20 protein-coding genes are annotated in these 20,662 nt (G+C 47.8%); 1 reads left to right on the top strand and 19 read right to left on the bottom strand.

Annotation, left to right across the window (positions count from 1 at the left end; genetic code table 11):
- Positions 1-14 precede the first annotated feature (14 nt).
- The 19 genes from glyS to KD909_RS05630 all read right to left on the bottom strand — a co-directional run bounded on the left by glyS (position 15) and on the right by KD909_RS05630 (position 16,669).
- Positions 15-2,069 carry a glycine--tRNA ligase subunit beta gene (gene glyS, locus KD909_RS05720; RefSeq protein ID WP_211782636.1) on the bottom strand — a complete coding sequence of 685 codons (2,055 nt, stop codon included), beginning with the start codon at positions 2,067-2,069 and terminating at the stop codon, positions 15-17.
- Positions 2,062-2,955, bottom strand: a complete 894-nt coding sequence (gene glyQ / locus KD909_RS05715) for a glycine--tRNA ligase subunit alpha (RefSeq protein WP_211782865.1) — start codon at positions 2,953-2,955, stop codon at positions 2,062-2,064. Before glyQ ends, glyS begins: the two co-directional genes overlap by 8 nt.
- 294 nt (positions 2,956-3,249) lie before the next feature.
- Entirely contained in the window at positions 3,250-3,999 is a 750-nt protein-coding gene (gene recO / locus KD909_RS05710) for a DNA repair protein RecO (RefSeq protein WP_211782635.1), read from the bottom strand.
- Positions 4,000-4,002: 3 nt separating this feature from the next.
- The gene (gene era, locus KD909_RS05705; protein ID WP_012726647.1) at positions 4,003-4,911 is read right to left on the bottom strand and encodes a GTPase Era; all 909 of its coding nucleotides are present in this window, start codon (positions 4,909-4,911) and stop codon (positions 4,003-4,005) included.
- A gap of 30 nt (positions 4,912-4,941) precedes the next feature.
- Positions 4,942-5,289: a diacylglycerol kinase family protein gene (locus tag KD909_RS05700; protein ID WP_211782634.1), complete on the bottom strand. Its 348-nt coding sequence runs from the start codon at positions 5,287-5,289 to the stop codon at positions 4,942-4,944.
- Positions 5,286-5,762, bottom strand: a complete 477-nt coding sequence (gene ybeY / locus KD909_RS05695) for an rRNA maturation RNase YbeY (protein WP_012726649.1) — start codon at positions 5,760-5,762, stop codon at positions 5,286-5,288. The genes KD909_RS05700 and ybeY overlap by 4 nt, the downstream gene beginning before the upstream one ends.
- Positions 5,740-7,827 carry an HD family phosphohydrolase gene (locus tag KD909_RS05690; protein ID WP_012726650.1) on the bottom strand — a complete coding sequence of 696 codons (2,088 nt, stop codon included), beginning with the start codon at positions 7,825-7,827 and terminating at the stop codon, positions 5,740-5,742. The genes ybeY and KD909_RS05690 overlap by 23 nt, the downstream gene beginning before the upstream one ends.
- A 42-nt stretch (positions 7,828-7,869) precedes the next feature.
- Entirely contained in the window at positions 7,870-8,841 is a 972-nt protein-coding gene (locus KD909_RS05685) for a PhoH family protein (protein WP_012726651.1), read from the bottom strand.
- A 120-nt stretch (positions 8,842-8,961) separates the two neighbouring features.
- Complete coding sequence (locus KD909_RS05680; protein ID WP_211782633.1) at positions 8,962-9,381, bottom strand: hypothetical protein; 420 nt, start codon at positions 9,379-9,381, stop codon at positions 8,962-8,964.
- 5 nt (positions 9,382-9,386) lie between these two features.
- Entirely contained in the window at positions 9,387-10,373 is a 987-nt protein-coding gene (floA, locus tag KD909_RS05675; RefSeq protein WP_012726653.1) for a flotillin-like protein FloA, read from the bottom strand.
- The gene (locus KD909_RS05670; protein WP_211782632.1) at positions 10,370-10,882 is read right to left on the bottom strand and encodes an NfeD family protein; all 513 of its coding nucleotides are present in this window, start codon (positions 10,880-10,882) and stop codon (positions 10,370-10,372) included. The genes floA and KD909_RS05670 overlap by 4 nt, the downstream gene beginning before the upstream one ends.
- Positions 10,883-11,015: 133 nt before the next feature.
- Positions 11,016-11,465 carry a GatB/YqeY domain-containing protein gene (locus tag KD909_RS05665; RefSeq protein WP_074036596.1) on the bottom strand — a complete coding sequence of 150 codons (450 nt, stop codon included), beginning with the start codon at positions 11,463-11,465 and terminating at the stop codon, positions 11,016-11,018.
- Positions 11,466-11,498: 33 nt separating this feature from the next.
- The gene (gene rpsU / locus KD909_RS05660; protein WP_029334745.1) at positions 11,499-11,693 is read right to left on the bottom strand and encodes a 30S ribosomal protein S21; all 195 of its coding nucleotides are present in this window, start codon (positions 11,691-11,693) and stop codon (positions 11,499-11,501) included.
- Positions 11,694-11,767: 74 nt separating this feature from the next.
- A complete protein-coding gene (gene deoC / locus KD909_RS05655; protein WP_012726656.1) occupies positions 11,768-12,433 on the bottom strand; it encodes a deoxyribose-phosphate aldolase in 666 nt (221 codons plus the stop codon).
- Between the two features lie 79 nt (positions 12,434-12,512).
- Positions 12,513-13,391: an EamA family transporter RarD gene (rarD, locus tag KD909_RS05650; protein WP_211782631.1), complete on the bottom strand. Its 879-nt coding sequence runs from the start codon at positions 13,389-13,391 to the stop codon at positions 12,513-12,515.
- Positions 13,392-13,498: 107 nt separating this feature from the next.
- Entirely contained in the window at positions 13,499-14,656 is a 1,158-nt protein-coding gene (locus tag KD909_RS05645) for a bifunctional cystathionine gamma-lyase/homocysteine desulfhydrase (protein WP_074036592.1), read from the bottom strand.
- Positions 14,622-15,560, bottom strand: a complete 939-nt coding sequence (locus KD909_RS05640) for a PLP-dependent cysteine synthase family protein (RefSeq protein WP_211782630.1) — start codon at positions 15,558-15,560, stop codon at positions 14,622-14,624. The genes KD909_RS05645 and KD909_RS05640 overlap by 35 nt, the downstream gene beginning before the upstream one ends.
- A gap of 1 nt (position 15,561) precedes the next feature.
- Positions 15,562-16,029: an S-ribosylhomocysteine lyase gene (locus KD909_RS05635; RefSeq protein WP_012726660.1), complete on the bottom strand. Its 468-nt coding sequence runs from the start codon at positions 16,027-16,029 to the stop codon at positions 15,562-15,564.
- Between the two features lie 16 nt (positions 16,030-16,045).
- Positions 16,046-16,669 (bottom strand): class I SAM-dependent methyltransferase, encoded by a 624-nt coding sequence (locus KD909_RS05630; protein ID WP_012726661.1) that lies wholly within the window; start codon positions 16,667-16,669, stop codon positions 16,046-16,048.
- Between the two features lie 310 nt (positions 16,670-16,979).
- Here KD909_RS05630 and KD909_RS05625 point away from each other — a divergent pair, with 310 nt between their 5' ends.
- On the top strand, positions 16,980-20,639 hold the full coding sequence (locus KD909_RS05625) for a S8 family serine peptidase (protein ID WP_211782629.1): 3,660 nt from the start codon (positions 16,980-16,982) through the stop codon (positions 20,637-20,639).
- Positions 20,640-20,662: the final 23 nt, after the last annotated feature.

Genomic DNA, 20,662 nt, shown 5'->3' with positions numbered 1-20,662 from the left:
CCCCTCTAGTTTGTTTAGAGTACGAGCGCGTTGAAATCTGCGACACGCTTAATCGTCGTTGCAAGCCGGTTCATTTCATGGAGACGGTTTTGGCGGACCGCCTCGTCATCACTCATAACCATTGTATGTTCGAAATACATCATAATCGGTGATTCGAGTTGTTGTAGAAGGTCGAGCGCTTTCTTGTAATCTCCCATCTCGACAGCATCGGCTGTTGCAGGAGCGGTCTGTTCAATCGCATCATGCAACGCAATCTCATGATCGTTCTCAAACAAGGAAGGATCGACGTCTCCCGCTTCACCTTTTTTCGAGATGTTCACGACACGCGACAATTGCTCAATCAACGCCTTCGCATCCGTTGATACAAATTCTTGAATCGCGTCTGCGCGGGCATCGAGTCGCACAACCGTCAATGAGGTCGTCAATACGGCGTCAATCACATCATAACGAACCTGCTGTTCTTGCAGGCGATATTTCAAGCGCAATTTGAAGAACTCATCTAGTTGTGCCTTAACTTGTTCTTTATCGGCTTCATAGAGTCCTGCTTCCAGTTGCAATTCGACAACTTTTGAAAGCAACGTGTCGATTGAGAGGTCAATCTTCCAATCTCCAAGAATTTGAACAACACCTTGGGCCTGGCGACGAAGCGCGAACGGGTCTTGTGAACCGCTCGGAATCATCCCGATACCAAAGAATGCTGCAATCGAGTCTAATTTGTCGGCAAGGGCAAGAACGGCACCTGTTGCCGTCTCTGGAGAAGCGTCCCCAGCAAAGCGTGGCATGTAATGCTCACGGATCGCCGCAGCCACTTCCTTGTCTTCGCCTTGTTGGAGTGCATACTTCTCACCCATGATCCCTTGAAGTTCTGTGAACTCGTATACCATCTGGCTCACGAGGTCGAATTTATGAATGGCACCGGCACGGCTTACTTTTTCAAGGTCTGCCTCAAACAACGGCGCAAGTTCTTGGGCGATTTTCGTCACGCGACGTGCTTTCGCACCAGTCGTTCCCAATTTTTCATGGAAGACGATGCGGTCGAGACGTCCGAGTTGATCATCGATTTTCGTCTTTTTGTCTTCTTCATAGAAGAACACGGCATCCGCAAGACGGGCCCGAATAACTTTCTCGTTACCGCGCGCTACATTTTCAAGGTGCTCGGCATTCCCGTTTCGTACCGTCACAAAATAGTTTTTCAACGTTCCGTCGAGATAGACCGGGAAATAACGTTGATGCTCTTTCATCGTTGTGATCAATACTTCCTCAGGCAAGTCGAGGTACGCTTCATCAAATTCCCCGAAGAGAGCGGTCGGCCATTCGACTAAGTTTGTCACTTCTTCGAGCAAGTCGGCATCGAGTGGAATCGTCCATCCTTGTTTCGTGGCAAGCTCTTGAATCTGACGTTCGATTTCAGCTTTACGCATCTCGTAGTTCGCCATGACAAAAGCAGACTCTAATGTCTGGACATATTCGGCAGGTGATGAAATGACTACGTCCCCTTTACTGAGGAAACGATGCCCACGCGTCACGTTATTCGTTTTCACGCCTTCGATTGTGAAGTCGATGATGTCTTGACCGAAGAGGGCAATTAACCAACGAATCGGACGCATATACCGTAGGCTGCTCGTTCCCCATTTCATGTTTTTCGGGAACGTCAAGCTACGGACCACATCTTCAAGACCGTTCAATAGCGAGAGCGTCTCCTGTCCTTTTTCATGGCGTTCCGCGAAGACGTACTCGACTCCTTTTTCTTCTGCGAAATAGAGATCTTCCACTGTCAATCCGCGGCCACGCGCAAAACCTTGTGCCGCCTTCGACCAGTTACCTTCCGCATCTTGTGCAATCTTTTTGGCAGGTCCACGAAGAGTTTCTGTCAAATCTTGTTGCGTTTCAGCCACATCCCGAACGATGACAGCCAAACGACGTGGTGTCGAGTACACTTCGATTGAGCCAAAATTAACACGCGCCTCTTTTAAGAACGCGTCAACACGTTCCGCCAACTGTTTCTCTGAACGCAAGACATATTGAGCCGGCAGTTCCTCTAATCCAATCTCTAACAGAAGGTCACGCATTCAAGTCACCTGCTTTCTCTTGTTTCAAAAGTGGGAATCCAAGGCGTTCCCGTTCTTCAATAAATTTAGCGGCACACGCACGCGACATGTTCCGGACACGCTGGATGAAGCCTGTACGTTCCGTCACAGAAATAGCGCCTTTCGCGTCCAACAAGTTGAACGTGTGCGAACATTTTAGAATGTAATCGTATGCAGGGAAGACAAGGTTCTCTTCAAGCGCACGCTTCGCTTCTTTCTCATACGTATCAAATAACGTGAACAACATGTCGACGTCAGACAGTTCGAACGTATATTTCGAATGTTCAAATTCTGGTTGATAGAAGATGTCGCCGTATTTGAATCCGTCCGTCCAGACAAGGTCGAATACACTTTCTACTTTTTGAATGTATGAAGCGAGACGTTCAAGTCCGTATGTGATTTCCACGGCAATCGGGTCACACTCGATTCCACCGACTTGTTGGAAGTACGTGAACTGCGTGATTTCCATTCCGTTCAACCAAACTTCCCAACCGAGACCTGCTGCTCCGAACGTCGGGTTTTCCCAGTTATCTTCGACGAAACGGATGTCATGCTCAAGCGGATTGATGCCAATCAATTCAAGGCTCTCCAAGTACAACTCTTGAATGTTGTTTGGTGACGGCTTCATGATGACCTGGAATTGATGATGCTGGTATAGACGGTTCGGGTTTTCCCCGTAACGACCGTCAGCAGGACGGCGTGACGGCTCGGTATAACAGACGTTCCACGGTTCTGGCCCAAGGCTTCTGAGGAATGTCATCGGGTTCATCGTCCCGGCTCCTTTTTCCACATCGTACGCCTGCATCGTCAAACAACCTTTTGACGCCCAAAAGTTTTGTAGCGTGAGAATGATTTCTTGCACTGTCATGTGCTTCATTAATGACACCTCCAATAGTATTGAAACGACAAAAAACGCCCCTATGTGCCTAGCACATAGGGACGGGATTGATTCCCGCGGTTCCACCCTACTTGCCCCAATTATGGGACCACTCTTAAAAGATGTGGGCGCTCTGGAATCGCCATTCGCTCTTCTCATGACACCCGGCTCACACCACCCCGGACTCGCTTCATTCATGACAGGAAGAGTTACTTTTTTCCTTCATCGCGCACGCTATTTCATTTGTCTAATCGTACATCATCGTATCGAATTCACTATGAAAAGTCAATCCTCATTCAGATGAAGTCGAATCATTTGATCGAGTACCCGCTTCGTCTTCAATCGTAGTCCACTATACGATTCCATATATGCATCAAAAAGCTGACGCAAAAGGACTCTGGACTCATCCGATAACGGGACGTTACGAAACTCAGACAATTCATGCTTACTCATCAAGTAAAGTAGTTTCGCCAATCGTTCGGACAGCAGGATCACACCTTCTTCTGGATGGCGCGCACATAAAAAGCCACCGGACGCGACAGAGAAGTACATGGGATCCGTCACATCTCCGCAGCGCACACACCCCGTCAAGACTGGGGCGACGCCTAATAGATGCAAAATACGTAATTCAACATAGTGCGTGATGACATCTGCGTCCATGCCTGCATTCAGTGCCTGCAAGGCATCCCGTAATATTCGAAACAATGGACGATTTTGGACACGATCCTCGACAGACCGATCAACGAGTTCTAACCAATACATCGCATATGCCATCCGTTCGACATCTTTTCGGATTTCAGGATAAGACGTCATGACATCAGATGATTTCAACTGAGCGAGTCCTCGGCTAGACGGAAAGATATAGACACCTTCCACAAACGGCTGACTCGAGGCGTGAAACCGGCTACCCGGTTTCTTTGCGCCCCGTGCCATGATCGCGACTTTGCCAAGTTCCTCTGTAAACAATGTCACGACTTTATTCGATTCCCCATAATTGACGGTACGAACGACGATTCCCGTGACTTTTTGTAACATGGCTCAATACTCGTCGTCGCGGAAACCGAGGTCACGAAGCTGACCCATCTTGTTACGCCAGTCTTTCTGCACTTTTACCCATAGGTTCAAATAAACTTTAGTCCCGAGAAGCGCTTCGATATCATGGCGCGCGTCTGTTCCGATTTCACGAAGCATGGCGCCTTTTTTCCCGATGATGATTCCTTTTTGCGAATCACGCTCCACCATGATCACCGCTTCGACATCGATCATCTCAGAGTTCTCGCGTTTCTTGATCGATTCGATGGCTACAGCAATCGAGTGAGGGACTTCATCGCGTGTCTTATGCAACACTTTTTCACGAATCATCTCCGAAATGATGAATCGCTCCGGGTGGTCCGTCACTTGATCGGCCGGATAATACATCGGTCCTTCCGGCAACAGTTTCTTGATCTCACCTAAGAGCGGTTCGACGTTGTTGCCTTGTAGCGCCGAAATCGGGACGTACGCAGCGAAATCCAATTCGTTCGTATATTGTTCGATCACTTTCGGAAGTTCATCCGGATGAATCAAATCAATCTTGTTCATAACGAGGATAATCGGTGTGTCGAGCCCTTTGAGTTTCTCAATAATGAAGTCATCACCGGCTCCACGCGGTTCCGTCACGTTCACCATGAAGAGAATCGCATCGACTTCGCGTAGTGCGTTCGTCGCCACTTTCATCATGAAGTCGCCAAGGCGGTGTTTCGGTTTATGAATCCCTGGTGTATCGATGAAGATGATTTGGGAATCATCGGTTGTGTACACACCTTGCACCTTATTTCGTGTCGTTTGAGGTTTATCCGACATGATGGCAATTTTTTGTCCGATCACACGGTTTAAGAATGTCGATTTTCCAACGTTCGGTCGCCCGATAATCGAGACGAATCCGGATTTAAAATCTTCTTGATACATATTGCACCTGCTTTCTCAATTTCAGAACTATTAGTATAGCATGTTCCATAGCCGTGGACCGAATATTATGAGCGCCGTTACGGCAGCACCAAATGAAGCGACTAAAACGGCTCCTGCGGCAACATCTTTCGCTTGCTTCGCGAGCGGATGGACGTCCTTCGTCACGAGGTCTACCGTTCGTTCGATTGCCGTATTCATCAATTCCATGCTAATGACGGCAATCACCCACCCGAACAAGATGACGGTCTCGAGCCTTGTCGGCTGTAACCAGATTGAAAAGATGAATACAAGAAGAGCCGATAGGAGATGGAGACGCATGTTTCGTTCCGAACAAACGGCATGGAGGATCCCCTCACATGCCACACGGAACGGTCTCACACGTTGCCTCGCTTCAACTCAAAATGAGTGAGCACTTCTTCTTGCCTTGCCGTCATCTCCGCTTCTTCCTCGGGTGTCATATGATCATACCCAAGCAAATGGAGGAATCCATGAATTGCTAAAAAGCCGAGCTCCCGCTCAAACGAATGACCATAGTCAGCCGCCTGTTCTCGGCAACGTTCTACCGAGATGACGAGGTCACCGAGAAGATGTGGTTCATCTTCATCGAGCATGAAATCCATCTCCTCATCCCCCATCTCATCAAATGCGAAACTGATGACATCGGTCGGGGCATCCTTGCCACGCCATTCTCGGTTCACTTCATGGATTTCCGCATTTGTTAAATACGTGACCGACAATTCGCTTGGTTCTTCCACCCCTTCTAATTGAGCGGCATGTTGTAAAATCGACTCGACGAGCTCGATTTGAGATGTTGTTAACAATTCATGTTCATCGTTCGAGATGATTTGCATGTAATTCTCCCTCTTTCTTTAATTCTGGGTATTCGATTCGTTCGTGGAACAAGCCGGTCAGTGTCTCACACGCACTCTCTCCGACGCGCCAAATTTCTTTCGTCGTCAATTCACATTCTTCGAACTGCCCATCCGCCAACTTGTCACGAATGATCGTTCGAACGAGCATTCGGATTTTTTCTGGCGTCGGTTGTTTTTGCGAGCGGACGGCCGCTTCGATTGAGTCGACAATCATGACAACGGCCGCCTCGCGCGATTGTGGCTTTGGACCAGGGTAGCGGAAACGAGACTCTAACACCTCTTTATCAGGATCTTCTTTCGCTTTCACGTAGAAATATTTTAATAAAGACGTACCGTGATGCTGTTCTGCGATATCGATGATTTCTTTCGGTAACTTATAACGTCGCAACAGATCCGCTCCGTCATAAGGATGAGCCATGATGATGTCTGCCGATTCTTCAGGCGTCAAGCGATCGTGGGGATTCCCTCCACCTTGCTGATTTTCAATGAAATGCAGGGGACGTTCCGTCTTCCCAAGATCGTGATAGTAGCTCGCAACACGCGCGAGGAGACCATCTGCGCCAATCGCCTCACATGCGGACTCCGCCAAATTCGCCACCATCATACTATGATGATACGTACCAGGTGCCTCCATTAAAAGTTTCCGCAGCAATGGATGCGTCGGACTCATCAATTCAACGAGTCGACCAGAAGACAAGACACCAAACCACGGTTCCAAAAATGGCAGGAATCCGAACGTCAACACAATGGAGAGCAAGGCGCTAATGACGGCAAATCCAGAAAGATACATCGCCATTTCCCAGGAAACTTGCACGTTCCGAAGTAAGAGTAAGGCGATGACCATGATGATGTTGACGAAACCGAGCAACACCCCTGATAAGAATAGTCGCTTCCGCTGAATTTTCGGTTCAACTAAAAAGACAGCTAGAAAACTACCCGTCGCCACATACACGAGCGTCATGAAATTCGTGCTCTGTCCGAATGTGACGACGACACTCCCGGCAATCATCGTAATGAAAGCCGAGGCGAGCGCAACTCGTTCATCGATCAAGATACGTAGAAGCAATACGACGAACGCTGTCGGCGCTAAAATATAAGCATATGTCGTAAAATCGACACCGATGTATCCGACACCAAAAAAGATGCCGAGTTGTAAGAGTAGCAAGCCATAGACCGTCACTAGGATTTTCGGACTCAGTAACAGGTCTTTGATTTTCGAGCGGATGAGCATGAATAGAAACCCACCGGTCAACAATGCGCTGAGCAAGAATGACCCGAATAATGGTGCAAGGGAACGATTCGGATCGATGGCACCGGATAGCTCTAATTTCCGGTATATCTCTCGAGTCACCACCTCGCCTTGGCTGACGAGTAACTGTCCTTCTTGAATGATGACAGGATCGACAGCATCGACGGCCTCTTGTTCTTTTTGACGGGTCGCCTCAGAGTCAAATACATAGTTCGGTACGATGAGTTCATCGCTTAACGTTTTCGAGATGGCACGGAACTCAAACGAAAGCGGCGATTGATCAATAATCGCGGCAGCTCGGTCTCGAGCCGCAGCGACCGCTTCATTACTCGTCTCGATCCGATCGTCCATCACTTGTTGTAATGCAGTGACTGTGACATCTTCTACCGTTTGTCGGGTGTCCTCACTCGCTTCAAGAAGCGAATTCAACTCTTCATCAGCTAATACCCCGTTCGCCTCTGTAGAATTTAGACGGTTTTTAATGTCCGCCAGTTCAGTCTCCTCATCCGTCTGGTCGAATGCCGCGAACAACTGCTCGACTTTAGCGATTTGTTGGTCTGCAAATTCTTTTCTCAATGAGAATTGACTACCGACACCATTTGTTACTTCTTGTTTCAATCGTTCGGTCGCAACACGGTCCTCAACCGTGATTGGAGACCGGATATCCTGTTCGGCAATCCCGAGCGGCTCCACACTGATGATAGATGGGCGCACGGTAAAGTATAGAATGGCGCCTAATAAGAGAAAGAAAATCAACGAGATGGTCGCAACTGTCCAGTTTTTTGCTTGCTGCATTCGTGCCCCCCCTTTCACGATCTTGTGACCTCACCCGTACATTTAAGTGAGATCCGTACTATAGGCGTTGATGATTTTCTTGACGAGCGGATGACGGACGACGTCAGACGCGCTGAAGTGTTCAAAGTGAATACCATCCACACCCTCTAACAAGTGTAATGCTTCCTGCAACCCCGATGCCTTGCCTTTCGGTAAATCGACTTGGGTCAAATCCCCTGTGACCACCATTTTCGATCCAAAACCGAGTCGCGTCAAAAACATCTTCATCTGTTCTTTTGTTGTATTCTGGGCTTCATCCAAGATGACGAACGCATCTTCTAACGTTCGTCCACGCATATAAGCGAGCGGAGCCACTTCAATCGTGCCTCGTTCTAACAAACGGTTCGTCTGTTCCACCCCATACACATCAAATAGCGCATCGTACAATGGGCGAAGATAAGGATCCACTTTTTCTTTTAGATCTCCCGGTAAAAATCCAAGGTTCTCTCCCGCTTCAACGGCAGGACGCGTCAAGATGATTCGTTTGACTTGCCCCTCTTTTAAGGCGCGTGCCGCAAGCACGACAGCCAGGTACGTTTTCCCTGTTCCGGCCGGTCCAATCCCAAAGACGAGATCACGTCGTTCAATCGCACGAACATACCGACTCTGCCCTACTGTCTTGGCACGGATCGGTTTCCCCTTATTCGTCGTGAAAACGACTCGTTCATAATGTTCGAGCAGTTCATCGCCCTTTCCGACTTGAATGTGCTGGATGACGCTGATGGCATCACTTTCATTTAGACGTGCACCTTTCTTCACTAACGTCTGCAAGGTGATGATCACTTGTTTCGTTAATTCAAGAGCCTCAAGTGTATCGGCTTGAATAATCAACTCCTCACCCCTTGGGATGAGTGCCACTTTCAATTCTGTTTCAATCGCCTGGAACACTTCATCTTTCGGTCCGAGTAAAGCTTGTGCCTCGTTCGCATGTTCCATGACGAATGGTATTTTATCAGTCATAATCAATGGATGCATTGCCCCCTCATTAAAATCGGTTATTCCTCTTTTACTTTAGCACTATCACGCCTATCGTGAAAGAAAGACCGCGTAATTTCCACGCGCAAAAGGCAGTAACATGACGTCACTGCCTTCCGTTCACTTCTTCCGTTTTGAGATGGGAGGTTGTAATACCTCACTCCAAATGACAGCTTCCCGCATTCGTTTTTGTGAAACGTTCAGTTGTCTCGGTTTCTTTTCCTGTTGAATCGGTGGAATTTTAACCGCTTGTTCGAATTGCGCGCTCACTTTCGGCATCTCGACTTGACGTTCACGTGGAGCCGGTCGCTCTTCTACCTTTCGAGCGACTCGGCGCCTCACCTTTTGTGGTGCCGGTTTTTCGTCCGAGTCATCGAATGCCGTTTCAATCTCCTTCATGACGTCCCCTACCGAATCCAAATAGCGTTTCAGCTCACTGCTTTGAGGACGGTCTCCAGAGGACGATGACTTTTCGAGCCGCTTCATCACTGCCGAGGCAATTCCGAAGGCGGCTAACAAGAGTACCCATAGTCCATCCATATCAATCACTCATTATCTGATTCAGAATCGACAGGTGCCCCAATCGCTTTTCGCATTTCTGTATCCGCTTGAACGTTCAAGTAGTTCACGTAATCCATGACACCAAGCTTTCCGTTTCGTAATGCTTCTGCCATCGCGAGCGGGACTTCCGCTTCGGCACCGACAACTTTTGCACGCATTTCTTCTACTGAAGATTTCATTTCTTGTTCGCGGGCAATCGCCATCGCGCGACGTTCTTCCGCCTTCGCTTGAGCGATTTTCTTATCCGCTTCTGCTTGGTCCGTCTGCAAGACCGCGCCGATGTTCTTACCGATATCGATGTCGGCAATATCGATTGAAAGAATCTCAAACGCTGTTCCTGAATCTAATCCTTTTGTGAGGACAGTCCGTGAAATCATATCCGGATTCTCTAGTACGTGCTTGTGGTTGTTTTGTGAACCGATTGTCGACACGACCCCTTCACCGACACGGGCGATAATCGTTTCTTCCCCCGCACCACCGACGAGACGATCGATATTCGCACGTACGGTAATACGTGCTTTCGCCTTCACTTCAATCCCATCCATCGCGACACCCGCAATAAATGGCGTTTCAATGACTTTCGGGTTAACTGACATCTGTACAGCCTCGAGCACGTTACGTCCTGCCAAATCGATGGCAGCAGCCCGTTCAAATGACAATTCAATATTCGCACGGTGCGCCGCAATCAATGCGTTCACAACGCGGTCTACGTTACCACCAGCCAAGAAGTGACTCTCAAGTTGGTTCGTGTTTAATTCAATTCCTGCTTTAACCGCTTTAATCAACGGGTTCACAATTTTCGAAGGAATAACGCGACGAAGGCGCATTCCAATCAATGTGAAGATCGAGACGTGGACGCCCGCTGCAAACGAACTGATCCATAGTCCGACTGGTACGAACGTGAAGAATACGGCAAGTGCAATCAATCCTCCACCTGTAATGAGTAACGTTGTCAGTAATTCTGGTGTCATTCTGTTACATCCTCCTTCGGTTCTACAAAGCTTCGAACGACAATCCGTCCAGAATTCACTTTATAAACCTGAATTTTTGTCTGCTGATCGAGATAGCCACCTTCCGTCACGACATCAAGTCGTTCTCCGTCGATTTCGGCAGTACCGGCTGGGCGAAGTGGTGTCAAGGTGACTCCCACTTTCCCGAGAAGCTGTTTTCGATCTTCGTGGGACAAGTAGCCTTTTTCAGTCGATGTCGAATCCGTCAAAATCAACCCTTTATAAATGAGCGGACGATTCGTACTCAAGCGACGGTATGCCCAAAAGCCGAGACCTGTTAGCACCGCTGCCGCTAGACCAATCGATAGCCACAGTTGACCGATCGTCGCACCAGCCATAATCAAACTCGCAACGACGGCTCCGATCCCAAGCAAACCGAACAATCCAAACCCTGCTACGAACACTTCAATTCCAAGAAGGACGACTCCGACAAAAAAGACTGTCAGAATCACTCCGAGACCAAATGTCATCGTCTTGCTACCCCCTTCCAAATTCAAAGCTATCTCCTATCTCTAGTGTATACGAAACAAGATTGAATGTGGTTTCAGAATACGCAAAAAAAAGCAGAAACTTTCGGTTTCCCGGAAAGTTTCTGCTTTTTCATCAATTCGTCAATTGTTGTTTGACGATTCGGTTCACAAGACCACCGTCTGCCTTGCCTTTGACTTGCGGCATGACGACGCCCATCACCTTACCCATATCTGATGGAGCGGCTGCGTTCGTTTGAGCAATTGCTGCTTGGACGATGGCAGTCACTTCATCTTCTGAAAGTTGTTCAGGCATATAGGCTTCTAGGACGACAATCTCTTCTGCTACTTTGGAAGCAAGGTCTTCACGACCAGCGCTTTCGAATTCTCGGAGGGAGTCTCTGCGCTGTTTCATCTCTCGGTTGAGCACCGTGAGTTCCTCTTCCTCGGTAAGATCTTGACGACCTAGTTTGATAGCCTCATTTTGGAGCGACGCTTTGACCATCCGGATTGTCGTAAGACGATCCTTTTGTTTCGCGCGCATGGCTTGCTTCATGTCGTCCGTCAAGCGTTCTTGAAGACTCATGAGCCAACACCCTCTCTACAAATGAAACTGGAATCAGAATTTCTTACGCTTACGCGCAGCTTCTGATTTCAATTTACGTTTTACGCTTGGCTTTTCGTAGTGACGACGTTTACGAACTTCGGCAAGTGTGCCATCTTTCGAAACACCGCGTTTGAAACGACGAAGAGCGTCTTCAAGCGATTCGTTTTTACGGACACGAGTTTCCACTAGTTTTCCCTCCCTCCGAATTACACGACTAAGGAAACGTGTTTCACACGTCATATCATATTATAGTGAAATTAAGTCGTGTGGTCAACCACTTATTAATAGTCGCTGTCTGAACGTCCACCAGTGACAATCGCGATACCCGCTGAAGCACCGATACGTGTCGCACCGGCATCGATCATCGCTTTCGCACCCTCGAAGTCACGGACACCACCTGAAGCTTTTACGCCGATGTCAGGTCCGACCGTCTCGCGCATGAGGCGAATGTCTTCGACTGTCGCGCCACCTGTCGAGAAACCAGTCGAAGTTTTGACGAAGTCTGCTCCAGCTTTCACTGAAAGTTCGGCAGCTTTCTTGATTTCTTCTTTTGTAAGCATGCATGTTTCAAAGATGACTTTGACGAGTGTACCGTTTGCCGCTTCGACAACCGCACGGATGTCACGTTCTACGAGATCGTAGTCAGCATCTTTGAGTGCTGCGATGTTGATGACCATATCTACTTCATCTGCGCCATTGGCAATCGCATCTTTTGTTTCGAATGCTTTTACCTCAGGTGTGTTTGCTCCAAGTGGGAAACCGATGACAGTACATACTTTGACATCATCATCGGACTTCAGTTGTTCTGCTGCATATTTGACCCATGTCGGGTTGACACAAACGCTTGCGAATTTGTATTCGAGCGCCTCTGCACAAAGTGTTGTAATTTGATCTTTTGTTGTTTCAGCCTTTAAAGCTGTGTGGTCGATATAACGGGCTAATTCCATTATTCATTTCCTCCTCTGACAAATAAGTCTGACATCTAACATATTACCATGTTTTTTCGAGATGTAACAGCTTTCAAACCTAAATCAACTGACGACGTTTACGAGCGACGACCCAACTGTTCCAACTAAAGAAGAAAATAGCGAGCCAAATGCAGGTGAAGGCAAAGACATGATATGCCGTGAACGGTTCATGGTACATGACAACCCCGATGATCAAGCTAAGTGTCGGTGCGATGAATTGAAGAAACCCGACAAGCGTGAACGGGATATGTTGTGCCCCGTATCCGAACAGGAGAAGAGGTAACGCCGTGACCACACCCGTTCCAAGAAGGGCGATCCAAATGACAGGCGACATGTTATACGCAATATTGTCGGTGACAACTTGATTTCCGAGGAAGAGCAATGCCACCGGGACCACTGCTAGCGTTTCGATTCCTAGGCTGATCGTTGAAGCAAGGGGACGGCGCTTCTTCACCATTCCATAAAATCCAAAGGTACTCGCCAAGACGAATGAAATCCATGGGAACGTACCATACCCTAACGTCAAGACGAGGACGCCGATTGACGCGATCCCAACGGCCATCCATTGGACTCGATTTAATGATTCCCGAAAGACAAGCACCCCTAACACCATACTGACAAGAGGATTGATGTAATATCCGAGAGAAGCTTCAATAATATATCCGTGATTGACAGCCCATATGTATACAAACCAGTTCGCACTGACGATGAATCCGTTCAACATGAATGCGTTTCGCGTAGCACGGTGTCGCAGGGCGTAACCGAATTCTTTCCACTGATTTGTCCATCTTAGAACGAGCAGAATAAATAAAAATGACCAAACGATTCGATGCGCCAAAATTTGACCACTCGGCACCTCTTGTAAAAATTTCCAATAAATCGGAAGGACGCCCCACATGACGTAGGCCCCGATTGTCGTCCATACTCCCTTATTCACACGTTCACCCGCTCTCTTACAAGTTAAAGACAGTTTAGTCGATGAAAGACTCCCGATACAAGACTTTTGTTTCATGAAAAAAAGGCGCGAAATCGCGCCCTGACCGTTTATTGTTTCACTTGTTCAATTGCTGTTAATGCTTGTGCCAAGTCTTCGATCAAGTCATCAATGTCCTCAAGTCCGACCGAAATACGGACGAGCCCATCGGTGATGCCAAGTTCCGCTCTGCGTTCGGCTGGAATCGAGGCATGTGTCATGCGTGCCGGAACACTGATCAAACTCTCAACCGCTCCTAAACTTTCTGCGAGCGTGAAGTATTTCGTCTTCGCGACCATCATTTCTGCCGCTTCCGCTGAACCGACATCAAATGCGATCATCCCACCGAATCCACGTGCCTGCGATAAATGAATCCGCTTCGCTTCCTCACTGGATACACTTGGATGGAGCACGCGTGATACAGACTCGTTCGACTGAAGGAATTCAACCAATGCTCGTGCATTCGATTCAATCTCTTCCATCCGAACAGCCAACGTCTTGATTCCCCGTACAACAAGGAAGCTATCTTGTGGTCCAAGGACTGCGCCAACAGAGTTTTGAAGGAACGCCAAGGCCTCGCCCTGCTCTTCCGTACGTGCGACAACAAGTCCCGCTACGACGTCACTATGTCCACCTAAGTACTTCGTGGCACTGTGAAGGACGTAGTCTGCACCAAGATCAATCGGATTTTGGAAGTAAGGGGTCATAAACGTATTGTCCACGACGAGTAACACATCTGCTTCATCGGCAATCGTACGCATCGCCCGAATGTCCGTCACGTTCAAGAGAGGATTTGTCGGGGTCTCGACATAAATCATTTTCGTGTTCGCTTGAAGCGCATCCCGAACCGCTGCTTCATCGGATGTATCGACAAAAGTTGCTTCCAAGCCTCGTGACTGAAATACTCGATTGAATACACGGTACGTTCCTCCATATACATCAGACCCGACGATGACGTGGTCTCCAGATTTCAATAACATAAGCACCGTCGAGATGGCTGCCATGCCAGATCCGAATGCAAATCCTTGCACGCCGCCTTCGATGTCGGCAATCAATGTCTCTAATGCCGTCCGAGTCGGGTTTGCTGATCGTGAGTACTCGTACCCTTCTCGCAAGTTGCCAATCCCGTCTTGCTTATACGTGCTCGTTTGATAAATCGGTGGCGTGACGGCCCCTGTCAACGGGTCCGTCGTTTTACCGCCGTGAATGAGTGCTGTCTTTGTACGCATGTTCTGCCTCCTTGACAATTCCTTGACTTAAATATCGTTCTGCACTATCAGGCAAGATGGTGACAATCGTGCCTTCCGTCAATTGATTCGCTTCTTTTACACATGCTGCAATGGCAGCGCCTGAAGAACTACCGATGAGCAAACCTTCCTGTTTCGCTAAATGTGCCACGTAGTAGAAGGCTTCCTCATCTGTAATGGTATGAATCGCATCGACGTAAGCCCTCTCCAAAAAGGGTGGCCATTTTTCGACGCCGATTCCTTCTGTTTTATGTGGTCCTGGTTCACCGCCATTCAAAATGGAACCGACCGGCTCTACGACGACAGTTTTCGTTCCAAGTGGCTTTAATGATTTGGCGACACCGGTGAATGTTCCACCTGATCCCGCTCCCGCTACAAATACATCAATTTGTGGCACATCTTTCAACAACTCATGGGAAAGGATGTCGACATAAGCATCCGGGTTATCCGGGTTCGAGAACTGTTCTGGGACATAGGCGTCATGTTCTTTGGCCAACTCAATAGCATGTGCGATCGCACCTTTCATGCCGAGTTCCGTCGGCGTGTTGACGACGGTTGCTCCGAGCAGTCGCATCAATGCCTGCTTCTCTTGACTGAATTTTTCAGGAGTGACCGTCATGAGTCGAATCCCGAATCGTTGGCAAGCGAGCGCAAGCCCGATCCCCGTATTACCTGCTGTCGGTTCGATCACCGTTCCACCGGGTGCCACATCGCCACGTTCGATCGCCCGTTCAATCAAATTCATCCCGAGTCGGTCTTTAACACTCCCACCTGGATTCATCATCTCGAGCTTCCCGTACACTTTGACATTTGCTGGTACAGGAAGCGTTCGAAGTTCAATGAGCGGTGTGTCTCCGATGAGTTCATAGACGTCACGGACAATCATCTTATGCCTCGTCCTTGAAGACGATATGCCATTCATCGCGTTTTGCGAGCATGTCTGCCGCTAATTTTTTGGCACCTTCGAAATCATGATGGTTCGCATTCCCACATTGAACAGGGTTTTGCGCAGGCAATTCCTCAGCGTTCATCGCATCACGCAACGTCGCTTCCACGAGGTCAAGCATTCGTTCGTAGTTCCCATCATTGAGCATTGTCCAATAGAAACCTGTCTGGCAACCCATCGGTGAGATATCGACAATGTCTTCGGAATGATTGCGACTGTTCTCGGCAATCAAATGCTCAAGTGAATGAACCGCGCGCATCGGCATGAGTCCTTCGTTCGGTTGAATGAAACGAATATCGTATTTATAAATCGTGTCAGCCGTCCCTTCTTTCACACCAGCTAAACGGACAAACGGCGCCTGTACTTTCGTATGATCCAAGTTAAAACTTTCAACATTATATGTTTTCATGAGTAATTCCTCCTCGTTATTTAGTGGCTATTACGAGCCAGACAAACTTGTTTTTCTGCGTCATCGTCACGTTGTATCCGTTCGCTTCTAACATGGAACGAATCGTTGACGTAAATGGATAGTATTCACGATTTAAATCTTCGACGAGGTCCGAGTACCCTTTCGCAGTCGCCCAATCGATGATGTCCTGACGAGCTGCTGGTGACTCAAACATCGTATCAAGCAACACGAACTTCGGGTGTTCCCAGTCTTCGACGTATCGACCAATGGCCGTGGCCTTTTCAGAATCTGTCAAGTGGTGAAAAGCATATGACGATACGATCGTATCTACATGTGATAACTTCGGATATCGGAGAAAATCACCTTCGAGTACTTCAATCCCCAACTTTTCAACAGCAATTTGTCGCATTTCCGGCGACGGTTCAATCGCAATCAACGGATGCCCTTTCAAGATCCGGCTACTCAAGTTCCCTGTTCCGACACCAAACTCAAGCACCGTTCCTTCGACGTGTAGGGCAACCTCATCGAGCATTTGCTCATATCCGATGAACACTTCGTGATATTGCTCATCATGCCCCTCGACCGTCGTATCATAATCCTTTGCCCAATCCTTAAAGATGTCCATGAATGGTAAGTTCATATCGCTACCCCAATCTTAATTCTTACTAATTTGATATGTTTTATTGGTATTTAACTTTAACGTTACATTAACAGGTTTTTTTATTCATTTCAAGTCATTCGCTAGATTCACGCATCATATGCAATTGGATATAGGTCTTATGTGTTAGGTCTTTAGTAATTGTCAGAACATTAAAATTTGTGCAAAAACACTTACCTGTTTTACAAATAAACCCACTCTTTTTCATCTGATTAACGATATGATAGTTCTCAATGTGAGTTTATGCTTTAAATTTTACAGGTACTAACAAATTTTAGGGGGGGTCTATACGTTGTCACGAAAAAAAATCTATTTAAACGCTTCACTCGCCACATGTATCGCCTTGTCACCTGCACTGATTCAAGCTGGAACAACCTCTGTTTCAGCAGAAGCTTCCGTTAAACCAAAACTGGTTATAGAGAAGAAACAGAAAAAAGTTCGGGTCGTCGTTGAGCTCGTCGGGGATCCTGCCATTGCCGAAGCCGCTCAAAAAGGAAAGAAATTTAATGAATTGTCGAAATCAGAGCAAAATAAGGCACAACAATCTGTTCAATCAGAACAAAAACGTGCCAAGTCCGCCTTGAAGAAACAAGGCGTAACGGCTACACCGATTGAAGAATTCACGACCGTCTTCAATGGTTTCTCTACATTCTTGTCTACAAGTGAAATCGCCAAAGTCGAAGCATTACCTGAAGTGGCGACCGTTCACATTGTCAACGAGTATGAGCGCCCAGAAGTCAAACCGGATATGATCACAAGTAATGGCATGGTTCAAGCCGAACAAACGTGGGGAGATTACGGGTTTGCCGGAGAAGGTACTGTCGTCGCCGTCATCGATTCTGGAATCGACCCTGAGCACCGGGATTATAAGATCACCGACGCCAAAACGGCAGAGTTGACTCAATCTGAAGTCAATCAAGCCATCACATCGTTCGGTCTTCCAGGCGAATACGTGAACGAGAAAGTTCCATACGCATATAACTACTACGATGAAAACGATGACATCAAAGACGATTCACCTGGTGCTTCCATGCATGGACAACACGTTTCTGGAACGGTTGCCGCTAACGGTGATTTAGAAAACGGTGGAATCAAAGGGGTCGCACCGGAAGCACAAATTTTAGGTTTAAAAGTATTCAGTAACGATCCGAACTATGCATCTACATATGGAGACATCTATATCAAAGCGATTGATGATGCCATTAAGCTCGGTGCTGACGTCATCAACATGAGCCTCGGATCAACAGCCGGTTTCGTCGATGCCGATTCTCCAGAACAACAAGCCGTTCAACGTGCTGTCGACAACGGCATCTTTATGTCGATTTCTGCTGGGAACTCCGCATACTTCGGTCACGGATTTGACTTGCCGACTGCTTCAAACCCAGATACGGGCGTCGTTGGGTCACCGAGTGTCAGCCCGGGTTCGACATCTGTCGCATCGCTCGAAAATAATCAAATTCAAGTTGATGCGTTCCGGCTAGGCACTCAAAAGATTGGCTGGAAAAAACAAGATGGCCCTCAGTTCAAAGATGGAACGTATGACATTGTCTTTGTAGGAGACGGTCAACCGGAGAATTATGAAGGGAAAGACGTAAAAGGAAAACTCGTCCTTGCTGTCCGTGACGACGCCTACTACTATGCGAACATTCAAAAGACTGCTGAAACACAAGGGGCAGCTGGCGTTCTCATCCGTCCACGTATCGACCATGGAGATTACACGTCGATGGCACTAAATAACCCGATAATCCCAATTGCTTCACTCAGTATTAAAGATGGAAACGACTTAAGAGATCGACTCCTCAAAGACGGAGCAGCATCGGTCACATTTGCGAGCGAGCGGATGAGTGTCAACAACCGTTCAGCCGGTGCGATGTCTGATTTTACATCGTGGGGCGTCACACCGAACCTTGACTTCAAGCCGGAACTTTCTGCTCCAGGCGGACAAATTTTCTCTACGTTAAACGATAACCAATATGGGTTGATGAGCGGAACGTCAATGGCAGCACCACATGTTGCCGGAGGAGCGGCACTCGTTCTCGAACGTGTAGACCGCGACTTCAAGTTGAGTGGGAAAGCACGCGTCACGATGGCGAAAAACTTGTTACTCAACACATCGAAACCTGTCACCGATATCGGACCATATAACCAGGAATTGAAGCAGTCGCTTCCATACTCTCCTCGTCGTGCCGGAGCCGGTCTCATGCAGTTGCATGCAGCCGTCACCTCTCCTGCTGTCGCCTATGAGAAGTCGACAAAAGAGGCAAAAGTCGCTTTAAAAGAGTTGTCGAAGAGTAAAGCATCGTTCACGGTCGTCGTCGAGAACATGTCGAACGAAGCGTTGACTTATGATGTGGCCGCATCGTTGCAAACGGACCTCGCTGTCAAAAACAAAGACGGTATCGTTCAAAATGCGATGGAAGCTCAAGCACTCGAGCAAGCCATCGTTAAAATCAACGGATCGAACACAAGTAAAGTCACGTTGAAAGCAAAACAGAAGAAAGAAATCACAGTTTCCATCGATGTCTCGAAAGCAAAAGTGTTGAACCCAGAAACGTTAGAAGGCACTGTATCTGCCAAATCTGTCTTTGAGAACGGCTACTTCGTCGACGGGTTCCTTCGTTTGACTGATCCAAACGGCACAGACGGTCATCCATCTCTCGTCGTTCCATTCGTCGGTTTTGAAGGAGACTGGGGCAAAGCACCAATCTTTGATGAGACGATTTACGGAGAAGGAGCATTCTATGGTGTTTCTGGATTGGTCGATGCCAACAGAAACTACTTAGGTGAAAAGTTAGATGAATCCGTAGCTAGTGAGGCGGTTGCCATCTCTCCGGATGGAGACGGATCGAAAGATACGGCAACTCCAGTCTTCTCTCTATTACGTAACGCAAAAGATGTCAAATACCGGATTGTAGATGAGAAAGGTAATGTCCTCCGTACCCTCAAAATGGAAGACGAATTGAGAAAGAATTATTTCGACGGAGGAAAAGGCGATTATTACTATTACGCAGCGGATAACGCCTGGGATGGGCAATTGAATGGTAAGTTGGCGCCTAAAGGCACATATTACTATGAGATCGAAGCAAGCATCGACTACATGAAGAAGCAAGCTCAAACGATGCGCATCCCTGTCAAAGTAGATTACACAGACCCGCGCTTCACGCTTCGTTGGAACGATAACGTGGCGAGCGTCAAGGCATCGGATGACTTTGCTGGAATCAACGGAATCGAGTTCCTCCTGAATGGAGAAGTGGTTGCAAAAGAAGCGAAGGATGCAGCAAACTTTACGCTTGAACAACCACTCGCCTCTACGGATCAGCTCTCGGTTCGTGTATCAGACAACGCTGGGAACGTGATCACTCGAAACGTATCGACAGAAAATGATGTGGCCAAGCCTGGCATCTTCGTAGATGCGCCACTCGCCTTCTCTCCTTACGGTACATCGATTGTTCCGTTGATCGGTCAAGTCAAAGATGACTCTGAGATTGCATCGTTCACTGTGGACGGGGTCGAAGTACCGCTCACATACGACGCGACAGCGAAACAATATACGTTCAATACGACGCGGACATTTAAAGACGGGTATCACAAAGTGCGCTTTGTCGCAGAAGACACAGCCGGAAACGTGACGAACTTCGTCCGCCCAGTCTTTGTCGACTCGACGAAAGCTAAATTGTCGGTGACAAATGTTCCGAAGAACGTATCATCTAAACAGAATTCTGTAAAAGTGAAAGTTCAAGTAACGGATAACTTCGATGAGATCAAGCTTCGTGTCAACGGGGACTTGAAATGGAGCAATACGTTGAAAGAACCATATGCGATGCGTGCTTTCTCACGCACGGGGACGATCACACTTCCAGTGACAGCGAAAGGGAAAAATACCTTCACATTCGAAGTGACCGACCTTGGTGGAAACGTCACGAAGAAAGTGATTACAATCAACAAAAAATAAATATGAAAAACGGATGACCTCGA

Source organism: Exiguobacterium sp. PFWT01 (assembly GCF_018255795.1).
In the GTDB taxonomy this organism is placed as follows: domain Bacteria; phylum Bacillota; class Bacilli; order Exiguobacteriales; family Exiguobacteriaceae; genus Exiguobacterium.
The sequence above is the reverse complement of the archived record's forward strand: the minus strand, read 5'-3'. Positions and strand labels throughout refer to the sequence as shown.

Excerpts from the sequence above, each read along its gene's own strand:
- KD909_RS05680 (WP_211782633.1), bottom strand. The coding sequence starts at position 9,381 with ATGGATGGACTATGGGTACTCTTGTTAGCCGCCTTCGGAATTGCCTCG.
- glyQ (WP_211782865.1), bottom strand. The coding sequence starts at position 2,955 with ATGACAGTGCAAGAAATCATTCTCACGCTACAAAACTTTTGGGCGTCA.
- KD909_RS05690 (WP_012726650.1), bottom strand. The coding sequence starts at position 7,827 with ATGCAGCAAGCAAAAAACTGGACAGTTGCGACCATCTCGTTGATTTTC.
- KD909_RS05640 (WP_211782630.1), bottom strand. The coding sequence starts at position 15,560 with ATGATTGTCCGTGACGTCTATGAACTCATCGGAGACACACCGCTCATT.
- KD909_RS05670 (WP_211782632.1), bottom strand. The coding sequence starts at position 10,882 with ATGACATTTGGTCTCGGAGTGATTCTGACAGTCTTTTTTGTCGGAGTC.
- KD909_RS05685 (WP_012726651.1), bottom strand. The coding sequence starts at position 8,841 with ATGCATCCATTGATTATGACTGATAAAATACCATTCGTCATGGAACAT.
- KD909_RS05635 (WP_012726660.1), bottom strand. The coding sequence starts at position 16,029 with ATGAAAACATATAATGTTGAAAGTTTTAACTTGGATCATACGAAAGTA.
- era (WP_012726647.1), bottom strand. The coding sequence starts at position 4,911 with ATGTATCAAGAAGATTTTAAATCCGGATTCGTCTCGATTATCGGGCGA.
- KD909_RS05665 (WP_074036596.1), bottom strand. The coding sequence starts at position 11,465 with ATGAGTCTTCAAGAACGCTTGACGGACGACATGAAGCAAGCCATGCGC.
- glyS (WP_211782636.1), bottom strand. The coding sequence starts at position 2,069 with ATGCGTGACCTTCTGTTAGAGATTGGATTAGAGGAACTGCCGGCTCAA.
- recO (WP_211782635.1), bottom strand. The coding sequence starts at position 3,999 with ATGTTACAAAAAGTCACGGGAATCGTCGTTCGTACCGTCAATTATGGG.
- ybeY (WP_012726649.1), bottom strand. The coding sequence starts at position 5,762 with ATGCAAATCATCTCGAACGATGAACATGAATTGTTAACAACATCTCAA.
- KD909_RS05630 (WP_012726661.1), bottom strand. The coding sequence starts at position 16,669 with ATGAACTTACCATTCATGGACATCTTTAAGGATTGGGCAAAGGATTAT.
- deoC (WP_012726656.1), bottom strand. The coding sequence starts at position 12,433 with ATGGAATTAGCCCGTTATATCGACCACACAGCTTTAAAGGCTGAAACA.
- KD909_RS05645 (WP_074036592.1), bottom strand. The coding sequence starts at position 14,656 with ATGCGTACAAAGACAGCACTCATTCACGGCGGTAAAACGACGGACCCG.
- floA (WP_012726653.1), bottom strand. The coding sequence starts at position 10,373 with ATGACACCAGAATTACTGACAACGTTACTCATTACAGGTGGAGGATTG.